Here is a 19572-nt window from a genome sequence, read left to right on the forward strand (position 1 = left end):
GGAAAAACATGAACGCTGTTGACTCTAAAAAAGTTCTTATCGCTTTAGATTACGATGATAAAGCCAAGGCATTGGCATTTGTACAACAATTATCTCCGGATAGCTGCCGCCTTAAAGTTGGCAAGGAAATGTTTACTCATTTCGGTCCGGAATTTGTAAAGCAATTGGTAGAGTTGGGCTTCGATGTATTCCTGGATTTAAAGTTTCACGATATTCCTAATACGGTTGCTAAAGCGGTAAAAGCCGCTGCCGAACTGGGTGTATGGATGGTTAACGTGCACGCCAGCGGTGGTGTGGAAATGATGCAAAAGGCCAAGGAAATATTAGTACCTTTTGGCGATAAAGCACCCTTGTTAATTGCCGTGACCGTGCTTACCAGCATGGATGAAATGCAATTAAAACAATTAGGTATTGAAAAGACCCCGCAAGAGCAAGTATTGTATTTAGCAGAGTTAGCCAAGCAGGCAGGCCTTGATGGTGTGGTGTGCTCGGCGCAAGAAGCGCAAGCGCTTAAGCAACACTTAGGTGCTGACTTTAAACTGGTAACGCCGGGGATCCGACCAGCAGGCAGTGATGCGGGCGACCAAAAGCGCATTATGACGCCAAAGCAGGCGATTGAAAGCGGCAGCGACTACCTGGTAATAGGGCGTCCAATTACCCAGGCTGAAGACCCGGTTGCCGTATTGAAAGCCATCAATGAGAGTCTAGGAGACTAAGGTGAAATATTTAGTGTTTATCGCTGCCCTGGCGGCGGCTGGGTATTATTACCTTGAACACACAAGGTCTCAAAGTAATGCCTCAGCGCTGAATCTAGTTCTCTCCGAGGCTAGAAAGGGTGAGGTTGACCTTTTTGCCTTGAAAGACGCGCTGACAAAACATGTGTACGCTATTTGCGACAGCAACTCCAGCAGGTTGCTTGAAAGCGAGCGCTCGGTGAGTGATTGTGAGCAGCTTCATGACATCAAGCATGCCGAGTGTAATGAACGTGTTTTTCGCCTGGCACCACTAACCATAACGGATAGAGATGAGGTGGTTGATTACGCTAAGCGCTATGTACGCTGCTCCCTGCCTTATGAAGATTTAAGCTATCAGCCGATTAAATAAAAAAACGCGACCTTAAGGTCGCGTTTTTAGTTTTATCTGTGTGGCTTCGATATCAATCAGCCCGTCTTTAAACAAGCCGCCTATGGCCTTTTTAAAGTTGGCTTTTGAGGTGCCAAACTGACGCTTAATTGCCTCCGGGGTCGACTTATCGCCTAGGGGCAAGATGCCGCCTTTATTATTAAGTTCATCAAGGATCTGCTGCTTCAGAGGATCGATTTTCGCCATCCCAGGCGCTTCGAGCAGGATATCAATTTTGCCATCTTCACGGCACTGCTGCACATAGGCTTTTAAGCGTTGGCCGACAAAGAGGTTACGGTGCACGCGGTTGTGGAAAATAAGACCCCAGTGCAGCTCATCGACTATTACTTTAAAACCAAGGTCGGTTTTCGCCGCTACTATGATCTCAACCTGATCCCCGTTTTTATAATTTGGCTTGGCGCGACCAACAAACTTGTTAAGATTGCTCGAAGCGCAAATACGCTTTGAGGCGTTATCCAGGTAAAGTTTTACCAGATAGCTGCGCTCGGGTTGCATGCGTGGCTTTTGCTCATTAAAGGGCACCAGTAGATCTTTTTCTAGACCCCAATCCAAAAAGGCGCCGATTTGATTCACTTGTTTTACCTGGAGCAGGGCAAAATCACCGACCTGGGCTCTGGGTTTAGTGCGGGTCGCCGTTGGATGGCCCATGTTATCCAGGTAAACAAACACGCTTAGGCTATCGCCGCGCTCAATCTCATCCGGGGTCTGCTCTGCGGGTAGGAATACTTCACCCAAGTCTGGGCTGTGTAAATACAGGCCTTCGCCGGCTACTTCATCGACAAACAGGGTTTGCCATTGTCCTAAGCTACTCATTATTCTTCCTCATCCTGCATCGGTTTTGGTTTACGCTTTAGTGAGCCCATGGCATTAGGGTCAAATGGCGCGGCAATGGGTTTTCTAGCCTTAGCGGCAGGACCCTTACGCGATTTAACTTTTGCTGATTTACTGCCTTGTGCTGCCGTTTTATCTGCTTTTTTAGGCTTGCTGATCTTAGGCTTAGGCTGGGTAAAGCCTTTAAATTTACCTACCAGGCCTTCGATTTCACTAAAAGGCAGAGGACGGCGCATAAACTGGTTAATGGCTAAATAGCTTTGCCAGTCTTTCGGGCCTACCAGGGAAATGGCTGAGCCCTTAAATCCGGCGCGACCGGTACGACCTATGCGGTGGATGTATTCTTCGGCGTTTTTCGGTAAATCGAAATTAATAACATGGGTCACATTTAAAAGATCCAGCCCGCGCGAGGCGACATCTGTGGTGATAAGCACTTGGTAAAGGCCACGGCTGAAACTATCCATGATATCCAGGCGCTTATTTTGTGCCAGGGTACCCTCAAGCGCTACGGCCTTTAAGCCTTGCTTGCTGATTTTATCACACAGGCGCTGGGTATCTTCGCGGGTGGCGGTAAAGATAATGCACTGACCTAAGCCTTCTTCGTTGGCAAGAAGATGGTCAAGCAGCGCTTCTTTATGGTCGAGATGATCCGCTAAATACAGGCGTTGGGAGATATCACCATGCTCGTCGGTGGCGGCGCTGATGCTTACACCCTTAGGGTTTTTCAATAAATTGCGCGATAGGGCACCTACTTGAGCGTGCTCTAAGGTAGCCGAAAACAACAGACTCTGGCGCAGGCGGTGGTCGGCGCTTTTATTGATAAGTTCGACTTGCTCACTAAAGCCTAAATCAAGAATACGGTCAGCCTCATCGAAAATCAGCATTTCCAGACCGGCCAAGTGTAAAGAGCGGTCTTCGAGGTGATCGGCAATACGTCCCGGGGTGCCAACAACAAAATGCGGGTCTTTGCGCAGTGCTTTCACCTGATCGTTATAATTCTCACCGCCGAGCACTTTTACGGCGCTCAGGGCGGTGCCGGCAATCAGCAAACGCAGTTGGGTATAGACTTGGGTCGCAAGTTCACGGGTAGGAGTAACGATCAACACCCGAGGGTCGCGCTTTGATAAGGCCTTTTGCTTAATCACCCTTTGTACCGCAGGTAACAAAAACGCCAAGGTCTTGCCCGAGCCGGTTTTTGATTGCGCAAATAAGTCGTACCCGGCCAACGCCAAGGGAATAGCTTGGGCTTGAATATCGGTAGGTGTGGTAATGCCCTGGTGCGTTATTTGTGCACACAGGCGCGTATCGATACCCAAATCACTGAATTGCAAATTCACTCTCCAACAAAAAATACAGTTAATACAGCGCTATTATAACGTATTGCGACGGCCCTCTGGCAGCTAATTTTGCGTTTTCAGCCATTATGGGTAAAATACGCCTCCCTAATGCGCCGGATTTACGATTCGGTAGAGTTAAAAGCAAATAAATAGGTATATTAATGTCACAACAATACGTCGTGTGTGCGCTTTATAAGTTTGTCGCGCTTCCTAATTTTGAACAAATTCGTCAACCTCTTCTTGATGTGATGCTGGCCAATGATGTACGCGGTACATTATTGCTTGCCAACGAAGGTATTAACGGTACGGTCGCCGGTAAGCGCGAAGGTATCGATGCCTTACTGGCCTGGCTAGATAAGCAACCGAACCTGGACAATATCGTTTCTAAAGAATCTTTTGATGATGAATGTCCTTTCTACCGCACCAAGGTAAAGCTGAAAAAAGAAATCGTTACCATGGGTGTTGAAGGTATCGACCCGCGTGAAGTGGTGGGCACTTATGTGAAGCCGAAAGACTGGAACGCCCTGATCAGCGACCCTGATGTGGTATTGGTAGATACCCGTAACGATTATGAAATCCAAATCGGTACCTTTGAGAACGCGGTTGACCCTAAAACCAAGACCTTCCGCGAGTTCCCAGCCTGGGCCGAGCAAAACCTTGACCCGAAAAAGCATAAAAAGGTCGCCATGTTCTGTACCGGTGGTATCCGCTGTGAAAAGTCCACCGCCTATATGAAAGAACAGGGCTTTGAAGAGGTGTATCACCTTGAAGGCGGTATCTTAAAGTACTTGGAAGAAGTGCCGAAAGAAGAAACCATGTGGCAGGGTGAGTGTTTTGTATTCGATAACCGCGTAGCCGTTGATCACGACCTGAACAAGGGTCAATACGACCAATGCCATGCCTGTCGCATGCCTATCACCGAAGATGACAAGCAAAAGCCGGAATATATGCAGGGGGTTTCTTGCCACCACTGCCACGAAAATGTCAGCGATGAGCAGCGTGCCCGTTTTGCTGAGCGTCAAAAGCAAATCGAGCTGGCCAAAGAGCGTGGCGAAGGCCATATTGGTCATGAAGCCCAGGAAATGCTGCATAAGCGCAAAGAGCTAAAGCAGCAGCTTAAAGACCAACAGCGCGCAGCAAATAAATAATTTAATTTTATATACTTAAAAAAGGAAGCGACTATCGCTTCCTTTTTTTATGGCTAAGGCTTAGAGTTTACGAAAAGGATCCGTATTAACAGAAGGTTAGTAGCTTCTGTTGGCAATAGATTAAACCGCATTGTCGGTAGAGGGATGATATGAAACGCGCGCCACTTGCCATATTACTTGCATTCAATTTAAACACTGCTAGCGCGTCGCTTAGCTCAGAGATTGATAGCATCATGGACGCTGCTATCGACAAGGACGCACCAGGATGTAATTTAGGAATAAGTCATCAGGGCCAATTTATTCACAAACGCGGATATGGATTGGCTAATCTCGAGTTAGACGTTCCCTTGGATGGCAACCAGGTTCACCGAATGGCATCGGTTTCTAAACAGTTTACTGCTATGGCCGTGTTGCTCTTGGTTCAGCAAGGAAAGATCGACTTAGATCAAGACATTCGAACTTATCTGCCAGCGCTAAGGGAGTATCAAAGCAAGGTCAGTATTCGCCAAATGTTAGGGCCACCGCAGGAATGGGAGATTATGACCTTATTGCGCCTTCCTATGAAGGGGAAGTAAGTGATAAGGCAATAGAGTTAAGATCCGCGGCCGGAGGGCAATTTCGTCTCGGTAATGAAGATTATCTAACCATTGATGAATTCTATAATGTCGTAAAAACCGTACCGTTAGCGCAGGAACCCGGCAAGGAATTCAAATATTCGAACCTGGCTTATTTTCTTCTTTCTATGCTCGTCGAAAAGGTTTCTGGCAAATCACTGCGGCAGTTTTCTTCAGAGCAGATGTTTACCCCTTTGGGAATGAAACACACTTTTTTTAGTGATAACCCCGTCGAGGTGGTAAAAAACCGAGCTTCGGGTTACAAAAAAGAGCCTGACGGTACCTATGTAACCGACATGACCAATCTATTCTGGGTCGGGGATGGTGGCCTGCAGACCACTCTAGACGATTTATTAATCTGGAATAATCAATTTACTACGCCAAGCTTGGGTCAGGATCCAGAACAGTTGATAGCCATGATGAACACGCCTAACTCCAATATTGGTCCCTCAGCTGCATCGAGCTATGCCAATGGTCAGTTTATCAGTGAATTTAAAGGGTACAGGGAGTTTGCTCACTCTGGGGGGTGGCTTGGAACTACCACCTATTTTGCACGATATCCGCAATTAAAATTGTCATTTGCATTGATGTGCAATGATGTCTCTAACGACAATGTTTTCAGCGCTTATAAAGCGATTAGGGACAAGGTATTTAATGAAGTATTAAACAAAAAGGAAGATAAATAGTGAAAAAAGGACTCATGATTGCGTTTTTAGCCCTGCTGCTATTTGGATGTAGCAAGCCAGTACCTTCGGATAGGCAAGCTTATGTAGGTGTATGGGAAAGTCCTGAGATGAGGTTACTGATACTCGCCGATGGCACGGTCGATTATAAACGACTTAAAAATGGTGGCACAACCTCCATAAACGCGACTTTACAAGAGTTTGAAGGCGATGACTTTATCGTTGGCTTTGGATTTATCAATACCCGCTTTTCGGTAACGCAGCCGCCTCAGGAGGTCGATGGTCAGTACCAAATGGTTGTCGATGGGGTGTTACTGACCAAAAAAATGTAATGATTAGATAGAGGGGTATGTGACCCCTTTTTTAATATTCTTTTCCCGGAAGCGGGTGCAAATCCATTTCCTCCCTCAATTATGCGAGCGCGGTTCAGCGAAAGTAAAGATATGTAAAACCGGCTTTCAAGGCCGATGATTTGTGATCTAATGCTATTAATTAGTACGTATCTGTAATGCGTTAATGTAACTAGTCGCGCTATATCGGGAATTGACCGAAGCTAGGAAGAGTCTCAGAGCGACGAGCTGTTACACTCACACAACAGGATAATTACCCTAATAGCCGACATGAGTTGGTATATAACAAGAAGGAAGGTTCAGTTTGCGACAGCTTTTCAGTGCAATTATTTGTAGTTTAATAATCACTATGCCAGCGCTCGCTAAGGCCACCAAAGTAGTGGTGGAAAATGTGAGTTTAGAGCACTCACAGCAAGAGGTTCAGGCGGTCGGCAGTGCCGAGGCCATTCATTCAGTGGTCTTGTATCCGGCCGTGGGCGATAGGGTGACAGGGGTTCACTTTACGCCGGGACAAAAGGTCGAATCCGGAGCGCTTTTGCTTGAGCTGGACTCACGCTTGCAGCGCGCGGCGTTGGAAGAGGCCAAAATCCGTTTGGCCGATGCCGAGCGCACCCTGGAGCGTTTGCAAAACAGCTTTGCCAAGGGCGCCATTCCTAAAAGTGACAGAGACAATGCGTTAACTGCACGGGATCTGGCCAAGGTCGCGCTGACTAAGGCCCAAGCCGAGCTTGAAGACCGTCAGGTGCGCGCGCCTTTTGCCGGCGTGATGGGGCTTACCGATGTCGAGGTGGGTGACCGCATCAGCGCGCAAACCGCCATTGCCAGCATAGATGACATCACTTCCTTGTATATCAATTTCAACGCTCCTGAGGCGGCCCTGACCATGCTCAGAGCCGGCGCTGAAGTGAGCGTACAGCCTTGGCAGCAACAAGAGGCGATTACAGCGAAAATCGCGCAGCTTGATTCACGTATCGATGCTGACTCGCGCACTCTTAGGGTTAAAGCTCAGATAAATAATTCCGACGCGCTTTATATTCCTGGTATGAGCTTTCGTGTGCGTTTAAGTATGCAGGGCGACGCCTATGCCGTGGTGCCCGAAGCGGCGCTACTTTGGGGCGCAACCGGCCCTTATGTATGGAAAAGCGTGGATAATGTAGCCACTCGAGTGGATGTGAAAATTGCCCAGCGCCTTTCCGGACGTCTCTTGGTCAGCGGTGCCCTAGATGAAGGCGAGCTACTGATAGTTGAAGGCGTGCAGCGTTTACGCGTCAATCAAAGCGTAAAGTTTGAGCAGACTCAGTTGGCGGAGAGGAATTAAGCCATGAGCGAGCAAATTAATACGCAAATTCAAGACTTGCCTTCAATGGCGATACGCCGGCCTGTGCTGATAGTGGTATTGAACCTGCTGATCATCATTGCCGGTATCGCCGCCATTGCTGGCGTTGAGGTACGGGAGTTGCCGGATGTCGACCGTCCACGCATTACCGTTTCTGCCTCATTCCCAGGTGGCTCACCGGAAACCGTAGACACAGAAGTCACCAGTAAACTTGAGGGCGCCGTGGCCCGCGTCAGTGGTGTTAAGTCTATTCGCGCCCAAAGTGAAGAGGGCAGTGCCCGTATCAGTGTTGAGTTTCGCCCAGGTATCAATCTCGACGATGCCGCCAATGAAACCCGGGAATCAGTATCCCGGGTACAAAGAGAGTTGCCAGAAGAGGTAGAGCGGGTGTCCATTATCAAGGCCGATAATGATGCCGAAGCCGTGGTGTCTCTGACTGTAAGCAGCGAAACCCTGTCCTTGGAAGCGCTCACCGAGCGCGTGGAAACCGACTTGGCGCCGCAGTTTTTGACCATACCCGGCGTTGCCGACGTGCGCCTTAACGGCGACCGTGAGCGGGTGATGCGGGTGCGCATCGATCCCTTAAAGCTAAGCAGCTTTAACCTTACTATCCCGGATGTGGCGGCGGCGCTGCGCCAGGCGCCTTTTGATGTGCCAGCGGGCAGCTTAAAATCCGATGACCAACAGCTTATCGTACGTGCCGATGCCACCTCTGTCAGTGCCGAGCAGGTAGGGGACATCATAGTCCGCGGCGATACCCGTATTGCCGATATTGCTGCCGTTTATTTCGGCCCCGCCGATCCGCGCTCCATGGTGCGTTTAGACGGCAAGCCGGTGATCGGCATGGAAGTCATTCGTCAGGCTCAGTCCAATACCATAGAAATTTCCGATGAAGTTCTCTTGTTGCTTGAGCGCATGCGCGAGCGTTTTCCGCAAATGGAATTTACCCTGACTTCGGACGATGCTCAGTTTATTCGCAGCTCGGTGGATGAGGTGCTTAACTCCCTGGTGCTGACCATAGTGCTGGTGGTGATCACCCTGTGGGTCTTTATCGGCTCATGGCGGGCAACCCTGGTACCTGCTTTTGCCATTCCGGTGGCGCTTATCGGTTCACTTGCTCTTATTTGGGCGCTGGGCTTTTCAATCAATATTCTTACCCTGCTGGCCCTGGTACTGGCCACAGGCCTGATTGTTGATGATGCCATAGTTGTGAGCGAAAACATCCAGCGTCAGCGCAGCATGGGCTTTGGCCGCCGCGCTGCGGCTGTGGTAGGCACGCGGGAAGTATTCTTTGCCGTGGTTGCCACCACGGCCGTATTGGCCGCCGTGTTTGTGCCCATCGCCTTTTTGCCTTCTACCGCCGGGCGCTTATTCCGTGAATTCGGTGGTGTGCTGGCTGGGGCCGTGATCATCTCCAGCTTTGTCGCCTTATCTTTGGTCCCGGCCTTAACCTCAAAATTAAAGCCAAAATCCGGTGGCCGTCATCCTTTTGCTAAATTGGGTAATCGATTGGCGGGTGCTTATCAGTGGTGCATTAGGAAGGTGTTAGACCATGCCTGGGCGACCTTTGCCGTTTCCCTGCTTGTCGCCGCTGGCTCAGGAGCCCTGTATTTACAGCTTGATAATGAACTTCTGCCGTCTGAGGACAGGGGTAAAATACGTATCTTTGCCCGTGGCCCGGATGGCGTTGGTCTGAACTTTATGGACCGTCAGGCGAAACAGATGGAAGACGTGCTTCTCCCTTATGTGCAAAGTGGTGAGATCGAGTCCATCTATACCGTGGTGGGGCAATGGGATCCGAATATTGTCTTTATTACCGTGCCGCTGAAGCATTGGGACGAGCGCCATTTCAGCCAACAGGAAATTATCAACAAGCTGCGGGCCCCCTTAGGGGATATTCCCGGCGCTCCGGCGCGGGCATTTGGCTCAAACAGTCTGAACTTACGCGGTCAAGGTGGTGGCGTTGAGTTGGCCTTGTTAGGTCAGGACTACAAGCTTATCTATGCTGCGGCCCAGGATTATGTCAAGGCGGTAGAGCAGGCCATTCCTGAGGTGGCGCCGGTGCGTATTTCTTATCAGCCGTCGCAGCCGCAGCTCAGAGTGAATATCGATCGCCGCCGCGCTCAGGAGTTAGGCGTAGAGCTAAGTGATATCGCCGTAACCCTGCGTGCCGCCATCAACGGCGACGATGTAGCTGACTTGAACGTTGGCGACCAATCCATTCCTATTATGTTGCAGGCACAGAACCGCACCATCAATTCGCCAAGCGATCTGGCCAACCTCTATGTGGGTAGTGGCAATGGTCAACTGGTACCGCTAAGCTCGGTGGCCACCATCAGTGAAGAAGGCGTGGCTGCGGAGTTAGGACGCCATGCCCAGCGCCGCGCCATCGAAGTGGATATGCAGTTGCCAGCGGATATGGCCATGAGTGATCTGGTTGATCAGCTCCGTGATATTGGTGAAAACACCTTGCCCAGCAGCGTAACTCTGGCCTTTAAAGGAGAAGCGCTCACCTTTGAGGAAACCGCCAATGAGGTGGTGCTGACCTATGTGCTGGCTTTTGTCATAGTGCTTTTGGTGTTGGCGGCTCAGTTTGAGAGCGTCAATAGCGCCGTGGTGGTGATGATCACTGTGCCCTTTGGCATTAGTTCGGCAATTTTGGCCTTGTATCTCACCGGTACCTCGCTCAATATTTTCTCGCAAATCGGTCTGGTGATGTTGATTGGCCTTATCGCCAAAAACGCCATCTTGCTGGTGGAATTTGCCGACCAGCTAAGAGATAAAGGCTACCAGGTGCGTGAAGCGGTTGAGCGGGCAGCTCTGGTGCGCCTGCGCCCAATAACCATGACCTTGGTTTCCACCTTGCTCGGAGCCTTGCCATTGATTCTCTCTACCGGTGCCGGCGCCGAAGCCCGTAGCGCCATCGGTTGGGTTGTTTTCGGTGGCTTGGCCCTGGCGGTACTCTTTACCTTATTCCTCACCCCTGTGGTGTATTTAGGCCTGGCACGCTTTACTAAGCCAAGGGCGGATGAAAGTAAACAACTCGCCGCCGAGCTTGAGCAAGCCTCCTGATCTGAATGTCCGCGAATATCGCGGACATTTTTTTTTACCCCAATTTATATTAAGCTTCAGCCTATTAGCCGCAGATTAAAGGATGCACTATGCAGGCAGAGCAGCTTGAGATAGCTCAATTTCTCACTAGTCATTCACCCTTTGACGAGCTCCCCGAAGATGCCTTAGCCCATCTTGCGCAACAAGTCGAAGTCGCTTATTTCCGTGCCGGTACGGATATTCTTTACTATGGCGACGATATTGCCGACCTCTATGTCATTCGCTCCGGCGCGGTGGAATCCTACCGGCGCAGTGGTGAGCTTTACAACCGTATGGACAGCGGCGGTATTTTTGGGCAGATGGGACTGCTGATGAATCGCAAGGTGCGTTTTCCAGTGACCGCCATAGAAGACACCCTGGTTTATTGCATCGATGTGGAACTATTTACCGAATACTGCGATAAATTCGAGGTTTTTGCCGATTACTTTGAGGCCGATGGCAATGTGCGCTTACACCAGGCCATAGTCGAGCAAGCCGACAGCAATGATTTAACCACCGCTAAGGTTAAGGCCTTGTTACACAGGGACGTTGTGACCGTCTCCGCCGATGCCAGTATTCAGGAGGTGGCTCTGCTGATGAGCGATGAGCATATCTCCAGTGTCTTGGTTACCGATCCCAACAAGCCCATTAGCGATGACCCAGAAGAAGACGACGGTCAGGTGGTGGGGATTATCACAGACAGGGATATTCGCTCTCAGGTGGTGGCGCTGGGGAAAAGCCTGGTCACGCCGGCCCATGAGGTGATGTCCACTAATCTTACCTTACTCGATGCCAATGATTATGTGTTTGAGGCGGTGCTGGCCATGCTCAGGGACAATGTTCATCACTTGCCTATTTTGCATAAGCGCAAGCCCATTGGCGTGATCTCCTTATCGGACATTTTGCGTTACGAGTCGCAAAGCAGCCTGCTGTTGGTGCGTGGAATTCTTGCCCAGCAAACGGTGGACGATCTCACTCATTTTGCCAAGCAGCTGCCCAATGTCTTTGTGCGCATGGTCAACGAAGATGCTAATTCGCATATGATAGGTACGGCCATGGCGGTGATCGGCCGCACCTTTAAACAGCGACTGCTGGCCCTGGCTGAGGAAAAGCTGGGGCCGCCGCCGGTTCCTTATTGTTTTATCGCCCTGGGTTCCATGGCCCGGGACGAGCAACTCATAGTTACGGATCAGGATAACGCCATTATTCTTGACGATAGCTTTAACGAGCAGGAGCATGACGCTTACTTTCAGGCGCTGTCAGATTTTGTCTGTGATGGTTTGGCGGCGTGTGGCTATACCTATTGCGATGGCGAGATCATGGCGTCGTTTAAAAAATGGCGTCTTACCCGCAGTCAATGGCGCGAGCAATTCGCCACCTGGATTGCCGAGCCCAAGCCGCAAGCCCTGTTACACAGTTCAATCTTTTTCGATTTGGATGGTGTGTGGGGCAAAACCAAGTGGGCGGAAGAGCTTAAATCTTATATCGCCAAGGAAGGGCGGGCCAATCGTAAATTCTTGGCAAACCTGGCGGCCAATGCCCGTAACCGTACGCCGCCGCTGGGCTTTTTTAAGGGCTTTGTGTTAGAACACGACGGCGAGCACAAGCATTCCATGAACCTAAAACGTCGCGGTACGGCGCCATTATCGGATGTTATTCGTGTGCATGCCCTGGCGGTTGGCTCGCGTAAGCAAAATTCGTTTGAGCGCCTGGAAGACATTATCGATGCCAAGCTATTGCCGCCGGGCAAGGCCCAGGATCTTCGCGATGCCCTGGAGTATATTGCCATGATGCGCATTCGCCATCAGGCTTGGCAAATCGAGCAGGGTGAAAACCCGGACAACAACCTGGATCCGAATTTGTTATCGCCATTCGAGCAGCGTAATTTAAAAGAAGCCTTTGCCATCTTAGAAAAGGCACAAAGCTTTCTTAAGTTCCGTTATCAAACAGGTAATGGGTTGAACTAGTGTTGTCAGATCACCTCATAGACTGGCCAGCACGCTACCAGCAGCTGGCCAATAAAGCTCAACATCCCCAGTTACAGCAATTTTATCGAGCCGGCATCGCGAGCGGTGAGCAGACCCTGGGCGAGGCGCAGTTTGTGGCTCTGGACTTTGAAACCACCGGGCTCGACAGCGCCGGCGATGAAATTGTCAGCATTGGTCTGGTGCCCTTTACCTGGCAGCGCATTTATTGCCGGCAGGCCCGTCACTGGTTGGTGCAACCCAAACGAAATTTGGCTGAGCAGTCCATAGTGATCCACGGCATTACCCATTCCGAAGTTGAAGATGCGCCGGACTTAAGCAAGGTACTTGAACCCTTGTTGGCGGCTATAGCAGGAAAGGTGGTGGTGGTGCATTACCGTGCCATAGAGCGGCCATTTTTGGCCAACAGCCTGTTACGACGCATCAACGAAGGCATTGAATTTGCGCTCATTGATACCATGGCCATAGAGCGCCAGGCGTTACAGGCGCGCCGCGGCTTTATCGGCCGTTTACTGGGTGAGAAAATTGGCTCATTGCGTCTATCTGATTGTCGTGCCCGCTATAACTTGCCTCCTTATGGTGTGCATAATGCCATGATAGACGCCTTGGCTACCGCCGAATTATTGCAAGCCCAGTTGCGCTATCATTATCGCATTGACACCCAGCTCAACCAGCTGTGGATGTAAAAAACCTGAACTTCGGATAGCGAATGCTTTTCTAGCAGCCAGTTTTGGCGCTAACTGCGTTGAATTCACTTCCAATAGCCAGCTATTGGTGCATCAATTCGCCTGGTTATCCCTAAAACTCTCTGGCTAGACAAGGGGTAATTTATAGTAAGTATTTAAAAACAATAAGTTAGCTCATCCCTTATCCAAGCCTCAGGTTAAAAAAACGCCGCTGATGCGGCGTTTTGTATAATTTCCAAATCCCAGGTTTAAGGTCTGGGCTCGGTGCGCAAACCTAAAATCAAGCTCACACACATCAGCAACAGCACTATGGTGAAGGGCAGGCCGGTGGAAACGGCGCCAGCTTGCAGTGCCTCCATGGCTTCTTTACCACCAATCCAAAGCAAGGCTGCGGCAATCGCGCCTTCGATAGAGGCCCAAAAGACCCTTTGTGGTACCGGCGCATCCACTTTACCACCGGCGGTGATCGAGTCGATAACCAAGGAGCCCGAGTCGGAAGAGGTGATAAAGAACACCAGTACCAACACTATGGCGATAAAGGAGAGCACCTTGGCCATAGGCAGCTGTTCAAACATTTGGAACATGGCCAGCGGCACCTCGGTCAGGCCTTTTTCACCTAAGGATCCCAGGCCTGAGGCCACTTGATCTATGGCGATACCGCCATAAATTGACATCCAAAGCGCGGTCACTAAGGTCGGGATAAGCAAGACAGCAATGAGGAACTCGCGAATGGTGCGGCCTTTGGATACACGGGCGATAAACATGCCAACAAAAGGTGACCATGAAATCCACCAGGCCCAATAGAATACGGTCCAGCCGTGCATCCAGGTTTCGTCCTCACGGCCATGCGGGTTACTCAAAGGAATAACATTTTCGATATAGCCAAGCAGGGTGTTCGGTAAGTTGCCCATGGCGGCAGCAAAGCCAACTAGAGCAACAAATAACAAGAGCGCAAAGGCGAGTATCATATTGACGTTACTTAATACCTTTACCCCGCCTTCGATGCCGCGCACCACCGAGATAATGGCCAGCAGGGTAACACCAATGATCACGCCAATTTGCAAACCAACACCACCGTCGGTCCCAAAGACATGATTAAAGCCGGCAGAGGCTTGCTGCGCACCTAAACCCAGAGAAGTAGCTAAACCAAATAGCGTCGCCAGTACCGCAAGAATGTCGATTATATGGCCGGGCCATCCCCAGGCGCGGTCGCCTAAAATTGGGTAGAAGATAGAGCGAATCGACAGCGGCAAGCCTTTGTTATAGGAGAAAAAGGCCAGCGATAGTGCAACCACAGCATAGATGGCCCAAGGATGCAGGCCCCAGTGGAACATGGTAGCGCCCATAGCGGTCTTCGCCGCCTCTGGAGTATTGGCTTCGACGCCTAGCGGTGTTTCGTACCAACCCGTGTAATAAGCCACCGGCTCGGCTACGCCCCAGAACATCAGGCCTATCCCCATGCCGGCGGCAAAAAGCATGGCCAGCCAGGAAATGCGCGAGTGTGAAGGCGTTGCCGACTCTCCGCCGAGTTTAATTTTACCGTAAGGGGAGACGATCAAGGCCAAACAAAAGAGCACAAAGAGGTTGGCCGCCCACATAAATAACACATCAAAATTACCTATGATGTCCCATTTGAGGCCGTCCAGGGCCTTTTTCGCGGTGGCTGGATCGGTAACCAGAATAGCTACCAAAAAGATGATGATAAGGCCTGCGCTAATGCCGAAAACAGGGTTATGAACATCAAACCCCCACTTTTGCACATTATCCTGGCCGACGGTGTAATCGGTATTTTCTATACTGTACTTGTCATGATGTTCACTCATGCCTACCTCTAGTTGTTAAACCCATTAGAGCCAAGGCCTAGTTGAGTGAGTCCACGTAAATCAATGATTTGTAGACTAACTAAATTAGACCCCTTCATATGTACAATAGTTTAGGGATTAAAATATAAATGTAAATTGTCAGCGCGATAAATGCCATAAATGAGGTGGTTTTTGTATTTTTTATGCGCATAAAAAAAGCGCCGGGTGGCGCTTTAAATTATATGGAATAATTCGCGGTGGAATTAGTTTATTTCACTATCACCATTTCATTAAGCAGGTTATCGGCCTTATCGACATAGCGCATAACCCACAACATATAGCGGCTGTCGACATGAATCGAACGATTTAAGTTAGCGTCATAGTCCCAGTCGCCGATGATGCTCTCGCTCACACCGTCGAACAATAAACCCACCAGCTCGGCATTACCGTTAAGCGTTGGCGAGCCAGAGTTACCACCTGTGGTATCTACTGTACTTAGGAAGTTAACCGGCACCGAACCCAGACTGGACATCTCGTAGCTACCGTAGTTTTTGGCGGTAATTTGCTCCATTTGTGCTGCTGGCGCATCAAAAGGTGCCACACCCGTGTATTTCTCGGTGATCCCTTCAAGGGTAGTAAACGGCGTATAGGTCAAGGCGTCACGCGGGCTGTAGCCCTCAACCGAGCCATAGGTTACACGTAACGTGCTGTTGGCATCGGCATACACAGGCAGGCCTTGTTCCTGGTTGTAAGCAATAATCGCGGCCATATATTGTGGGCGAATTTTATTAAGCTCACCGGTTAGCGCCTTGTCTTCTAGCTCACGCTCACGCATTTGCTCATAGGTGGCAACTGCCAGTTTAATAAAGGCATCATCGCTTTGTTTAAACTCGGTAACCGACTTATCCATCCAGGCCAAACGTACTTGCTCATCGTTAAGCTCGGTGTTTTTATACATGGCGGCCAGGGTCTTAGCCATTTTTTCCTTGCTGTAGCCCTTGTCTAAGCCAAGTGCCTTATCCAGAGATGCAACGCGTTGTTGCGGCTCTAGTTGGGCGTAAAGATCAACAAAGTGGGCCATTAGCGCCATATCTACCTCATCGTCATAGCGACGCGACAGGCTGGTCATACCGGCTTTGAAGCGGGTCATATCACGCTCTTGATAGCCGGGTTCACGCTGGGCATCAGGCAGCTGTTGCTCGTTAGCAAGACGGTACAAGCGGCTTGCCGTCGACATCATGGCGCTGCGGTTTAAATAACCCAGGATTAAATCCAGTTCGCTGCTGGCCTGTGACTTGGCAATCAAGCTATCAAGCTCTTTAAGCACATGAGCGTATTGTTTTTTACGTGCTTTATCAGCATTGATCCAGCTTGCCAACTCGGTGGCCAGTTTATCTTTGCGCTCCTGCATATCGGTTTTTTGATACGAGTTAACCATGCCGCCGTAGTTTTTCGCATAGTTGGCCAGACTCGCCAGCGTGCTTTCATAGGCGATACGCGCTTTTGAGCCTTCTTCGGCGGTGGCCTTGATGATATCCATGGACTGTTCACGGTAGGCCTTGGCTTTAGGGTACACCTCGGTAAATTGATGCTCTACCTCGGCATTGGTGCGATAGCGGTTGGTGCGACCTGGGTAGCCGGTAACCATAACGAAGTCACCTTCTTTAACGCCTTTGGCGCTGACCTTTAGGAATGAATCCGAGCTAAAGGGCACATTCTCTTCACTGAAAGGCGCCGGCTTGCCGTCTTTACCTACATAGGCGCGGTAGAAAGAATAGTCGCCAGTGTGGCGTGGCCACATCCAGTTATCAATATCGCCGCCGTATTTACCTATCCCCTGTGCCGGGTTGTAAACCAAACGTACGTCCTGGATTTCCAAAGACTTGATCAGGTAATACTCTAAACCGCCGTGGAAGCTATACACAGTACAGCGGTAGCCACCGCCTTGCTCACACTCGGCAACCAAAGATTTTTGGGCTTGCTCAATGGCCTTGTAGCGCGCGTTTCCATCCATAGAGTCGTTGAGCTGGGCGTTAACCTTGTCGGTGACATTGGTTACTTCTTCGGTCACATAAACACGTGAGCCCGGAGAGGCCGGCAGCTCTTCGCCATAGGTTTTTGCCAGGAAGCCATTTTGCAGAATATTATTCTCCGGCGACGAATTGTACTGAATAGATCCGTAGGCGCAGTGGTGGTTAGTAACAACCAGGCCCTTAGGAGAGACAAAAGAAGCCGTACAGCCACCCAGGCTAATCACAGCGTTCATTGGGAATTCGGTCAGCTTAGAAATGTTTTTAGGGTCGATTTCCAGGCCTTTTTCCTTTAATACCGACTCTAGCTGCGGTAATTGATGCGGCTGCCACATGCCTTCGTCGGCAAGGGCTGAGTTTATGGTCGTCGCTAAAATCGCGGCGCCAATAAGAGATAAACGCATAGTTTCATCCTAGTTGTTATATTTTCGCGACGCAGTGTCGCGCAGCAAAGGGTTAGGTGCAACTTTTTACGTTTACAAAATGTTTCCAACCATCAGAGCGGTCCGAGCAACAAGAAGGTGGCGCAGTCGAGACTGCGCCGGGTAGGTGTTATTCCTTGAGTGCAGCCTCGGCTGTGTAGGCGGCTTGGTGCGTATTGGCGGCGCGCCCGGATGGGTCAGCATTGGTTTGAAATGACGCATCCCAGGCCAGCGCTTGCGGGGTAGAGCAGGCCACCGATTTACCGTGAGGCACACACAAGGTCGCAACGCCGCCGGGGAAGTGTTGCTCGAAGATATTGCGATAAAAATACGCCTCTTTGCTATCCGGGGTATTGAGCGGAAATTTAAAGTGGGCGTTTTGCATATCCCGGTCCGATACCTGCTCTTCGACGTAGGCTTTAAGTGAGTCTATCCAGTTATAGCCAACGCCATCGGAGAACTGCTCTTTTTGTCGCCATAAGACCTCGTCCGGCAGATAGCCATCGAAAGCTTCACGAATAATGTGCTTTTCGATGCGCCCGTCCTTACACATTTTTGCCTCTGGATTAATGCGCATGGCGATATCGATAAATTCCTTATCTAAAAACGGCACTCGCGCCTCGACGCCCCAGGCTGCCATGGATTTATTGGCGCGCAGGCAATCGAACATATGCAGCTTGGCCACCTTGCGGTTTAATTCGTCATGGAATTCCTCGGCATTGGGCGCCTTATGGAAATACAGATAGCCGCCAAAGAGTTCATCGGCGCCTTCGCCGGAGAGCACCATTTTAATGCCCATGGCCTTAATATGACGAGCCATCAGGTACATGGGGGTAGAGGCGCGCACCGTGGTGACATCATAGGTCTCCAGATGGTAGATGACCTCTTTAATGGCGTCTATCCCTTGCTGCACGGTAAAGTGAATAGGGTGGTGAATGGTGCCGATATGCTCGGCAACCTTAGCGGCGGCGGCCAAGTCCGGCGAGCCTTCAAGGCCAATGGAAAAGGAGTGCAACTTTGGCCACCAGGCATCGCTGGCATCGTTATCCTCGATGCGCTTGGCGGCATATTTTTGGGTAATGGCGGAGATAAGCGAAGAGTCCAGGCCCCCTGACAATAAAACCCCATAGGGCACATCGCACATCAGCTGGCGTTTTACCGCAGCCTCCAGGGCATGTTTAAGGGTTTCCGGCTCGGCATCATTGTCTTTAACCGCGGAATATTCTTGCCAGTCTCTGTGATAATAGCGCTGGTATTCGCCCACCTCGCTATCAAGGAAATGACCGGGAGGGAACTCCTCAATGTGGTTACATATTGGCGTCAGCGCCTTGAGCTCACTGGCCACATAGAAATTGCCATGTTCGTCGCGGCCGGTATAAAGGGGGATAATGCCAATGTGGTCGCGGCCAATCAGGTATTTATCCTTTTCTTCATCGTACAGGCAAAAGGCAAAAATACCGTTGAGCTCGTCGAGAAAGGCACTGCCTTTTTCTTCATACAGGGCGAGGATCACCTCACAATCGCTCTGGGTTTGAAATTCGTAGTCTATGGTCAGGGCATCGGCGAGTTGCTGATGGTTGTAGATTTCACCATTGACCGCCAACACATGGTTGCCGGCTTTATTAAACAGCGGCTGAGCGCCGCTTTGTACGCCGACGATGGCCAGACGCTCATGCACTAAAATGGCCTTATCGCCGGTATAAACGCCGGACCAGTCCGGGCCGCGGTGGCGCAACAGTTTCGACATGTCTATGGCTTGCTCGCGCAATTGCGCAATACTGGACTTGATATCGAGCACCGCAAAAATTGAACACATATTTGTTTTCCTCATTCCTATCTCGAGCTTTTGTTGTAGCAGAAAAAATATGCCAAGTCACATGCTTGGCTAGGTTGTTTTTGAATTTTTTATGCGCCAATTTAGTGCGCGATTTCACCCTTATGCACTAAGGTGGGTTTTGGGCGGTCAATCTCCGAGCTGCTATCGCAATTTTATGGCAAAAGCGGTCTTATTACGTGCCGTACTCTTTATGCCCACTAGGCTGGTGGAGGTTTGCTTGCACCAAACAAGCGCGGACTCTAGACGGGAGTATTATGGTTTTATTTAACTGGTTATTG

15 protein-coding genes are annotated in these 19572 nt (G+C 50.2%); 10 read left to right on the top strand and 5 right to left on the bottom strand.

Going from position 1 to position 19572, the window contains the following annotated elements:
• Positions 1 to 8 precede the first annotated feature (8 nt).
• Entirely contained in the window at positions 9 to 716 is a 708-nt protein-coding gene (pyrF, locus tag C2M34_RS13920) for an orotidine-5'-phosphate decarboxylase (RefSeq protein WP_105198903.1), read from the top strand.
• 1 nt (position 717) lies between these two features.
• Positions 718 to 1104 (top strand): hypothetical protein, encoded by a 387-nt coding sequence (locus C2M34_RS13925; protein WP_105198904.1) that lies wholly within the window; start codon positions 718 to 720, stop codon positions 1102 to 1104.
• 12 nt (positions 1105 to 1116) lie between these two features.
• Here C2M34_RS13925 and C2M34_RS13930 read toward each other — a convergent pair whose 3' ends face one another.
• Together C2M34_RS13930 and C2M34_RS13935 are read right to left on the bottom strand one after the other, a co-directional pair.
• Entirely contained in the window at positions 1117 to 1956 is an 840-nt protein-coding gene (locus tag C2M34_RS13930) for a CvfB family protein (protein WP_105198905.1), read from the bottom strand.
• The gene (locus tag C2M34_RS13935) at positions 1956 to 3305 is read right to left on the bottom strand and encodes a DEAD/DEAH box helicase (RefSeq protein WP_105259108.1); all 1350 of its coding nucleotides are present in this window, start codon (positions 3303 to 3305) and stop codon (positions 1956 to 1958) included. The genes C2M34_RS13930 and C2M34_RS13935 overlap by 1 nt, the downstream gene beginning before the upstream one ends.
• Before the next feature lie 167 nt (positions 3306 to 3472).
• Here C2M34_RS13935 and trhO point away from each other — a divergent pair, with 167 nt between their 5' ends.
• The 8 genes from trhO (at position 3473) to C2M34_RS13970 (ending at position 13203) form a co-directional block, all read left to right on the top strand.
• Complete coding sequence (gene trhO, locus C2M34_RS13940) at positions 3473 to 4459, top strand: oxygen-dependent tRNA uridine(34) hydroxylase TrhO (RefSeq protein WP_105259109.1); 987 nt, start codon at positions 3473 to 3475, stop codon at positions 4457 to 4459.
• A 149-nt stretch (positions 4460 to 4608) separates the two neighbouring features.
• Entirely contained in the window at positions 4609 to 5034 is a 426-nt protein-coding gene (locus C2M34_RS16010) for a serine hydrolase domain-containing protein (protein ID WP_199878802.1), read from the top strand.
• Positions 4989 to 5759: a serine hydrolase domain-containing protein gene (locus C2M34_RS13945; RefSeq protein WP_199878803.1), complete on the top strand. Its 771-nt coding sequence runs from the start codon at positions 4989 to 4991 to the stop codon at positions 5757 to 5759. The genes C2M34_RS16010 and C2M34_RS13945 overlap by 46 nt, the downstream gene beginning before the upstream one ends.
• Before the next feature lie 107 nt (positions 5760 to 5866).
• On the top strand, positions 5867 to 6088 hold the full coding sequence (locus tag C2M34_RS13950) for a hypothetical protein (protein WP_234398823.1): 222 nt from the start codon (positions 5867 to 5869) through the stop codon (positions 6086 to 6088).
• Positions 6089 to 6455: 367 nt separating this feature from the next.
• A complete protein-coding gene (locus tag C2M34_RS13955) occupies positions 6456 to 7424 on the top strand; it encodes an efflux RND transporter periplasmic adaptor subunit (protein WP_105259110.1) in 969 nt (322 codons plus the stop codon).
• 3 nt (positions 7425 to 7427) lie between these two features.
• On the top strand, positions 7428 to 10514 hold the full coding sequence (locus tag C2M34_RS13960) for an efflux RND transporter permease subunit (protein WP_105259111.1): 3087 nt from the start codon (positions 7428 to 7430) through the stop codon (positions 10512 to 10514).
• A gap of 89 nt (positions 10515 to 10603) precedes the next feature.
• On the top strand, positions 10604 to 12499 hold the full coding sequence (locus C2M34_RS13965) for a DUF294 nucleotidyltransferase-like domain-containing protein (protein WP_105198912.1): 1896 nt from the start codon (positions 10604 to 10606) through the stop codon (positions 12497 to 12499).
• Between the two features lie 2 nt (positions 12500 to 12501).
• Entirely contained in the window at positions 12502 to 13203 is a 702-nt protein-coding gene (locus C2M34_RS13970) for a 3'-5' exonuclease (protein ID WP_105259295.1), read from the top strand.
• A 248-nt stretch (positions 13204 to 13451) separates the two neighbouring features.
• On the opposite strand, the gene C2M34_RS13975 is transcribed toward C2M34_RS13970, so the two are convergent.
• From C2M34_RS13975 to asnB, 3 genes are all read right to left on the bottom strand, one after another.
• Positions 13452 to 15026, bottom strand: a complete 1575-nt coding sequence (locus C2M34_RS13975) for a BCCT family transporter (protein ID WP_105259112.1) — start codon at positions 15024 to 15026, stop codon at positions 13452 to 13454.
• A gap of 247 nt (positions 15027 to 15273) precedes the next feature.
• Positions 15274 to 17439, bottom strand: a complete 2166-nt coding sequence (locus C2M34_RS13980; protein ID WP_105259113.1) for a S46 family peptidase — start codon at positions 17437 to 17439, stop codon at positions 15274 to 15276.
• 148 nt (positions 17440 to 17587) lie between these two features.
• On the bottom strand, positions 17588 to 19273 hold the full coding sequence (asnB, locus tag C2M34_RS13985) for an asparagine synthase B (protein WP_105259114.1): 1686 nt from the start codon (positions 19271 to 19273) through the stop codon (positions 17588 to 17590).
• Positions 19274 to 19572 lie beyond the last annotated feature (299 nt).

Origin of the sequence: Pseudoalteromonas sp. T1lg88 (assembly GCF_002964765.1) — a bacterium.
GTDB lineage: Bacteria > Pseudomonadota > Gammaproteobacteria > Enterobacterales > Alteromonadaceae > Pseudoalteromonas.

Excerpts from the sequence above, each read along its gene's own strand:
- C2M34_RS13980 (WP_105259113.1), bottom strand. The coding sequence starts at position 17,439 with ATGCGTTTATCTCTTATTGGCGCCGCGATTTTAGCGACGACCATAAAC.
- C2M34_RS13930 (WP_105198905.1), bottom strand. The coding sequence starts at position 1,956 with ATGAGTAGCTTAGGACAATGGCAAACCCTGTTTGTCGATGAAGTAGCC.
- C2M34_RS13960 (WP_105259111.1), top strand. The coding sequence starts at position 7,428 with ATGAGCGAGCAAATTAATACGCAAATTCAAGACTTGCCTTCAATGGCG.
- C2M34_RS13955 (WP_105259110.1), top strand. The coding sequence starts at position 6,456 with ATGCCAGCGCTCGCTAAGGCCACCAAAGTAGTGGTGGAAAATGTGAGT.
- C2M34_RS13965 (WP_105198912.1), top strand. The coding sequence starts at position 10,604 with ATGCAGGCAGAGCAGCTTGAGATAGCTCAATTTCTCACTAGTCATTCA.
- C2M34_RS13950 (WP_234398823.1), top strand. The coding sequence starts at position 5,867 with ATGAGGTTACTGATACTCGCCGATGGCACGGTCGATTATAAACGACTT.
- asnB (WP_105259114.1), bottom strand. The coding sequence starts at position 19,273 with ATGTGTTCAATTTTTGCGGTGCTCGATATCAAGTCCAGTATTGCGCAA.
- C2M34_RS16010 (WP_199878802.1), top strand. The coding sequence starts at position 4,609 with ATGAAACGCGCGCCACTTGCCATATTACTTGCATTCAATTTAAACACT.
- C2M34_RS13945 (WP_199878803.1), top strand. The coding sequence starts at position 4,989 with ATGGGAGATTATGACCTTATTGCGCCTTCCTATGAAGGGGAAGTAAGT.
- C2M34_RS13975 (WP_105259112.1), bottom strand. The coding sequence starts at position 15,026 with ATGAGTGAACATCATGACAAGTACAGTATAGAAAATACCGATTACACC.
- trhO (WP_105259109.1), top strand. The coding sequence starts at position 3,473 with ATGTCACAACAATACGTCGTGTGTGCGCTTTATAAGTTTGTCGCGCTT.
- pyrF (WP_105198903.1), top strand. The coding sequence starts at position 9 with ATGAACGCTGTTGACTCTAAAAAAGTTCTTATCGCTTTAGATTACGAT.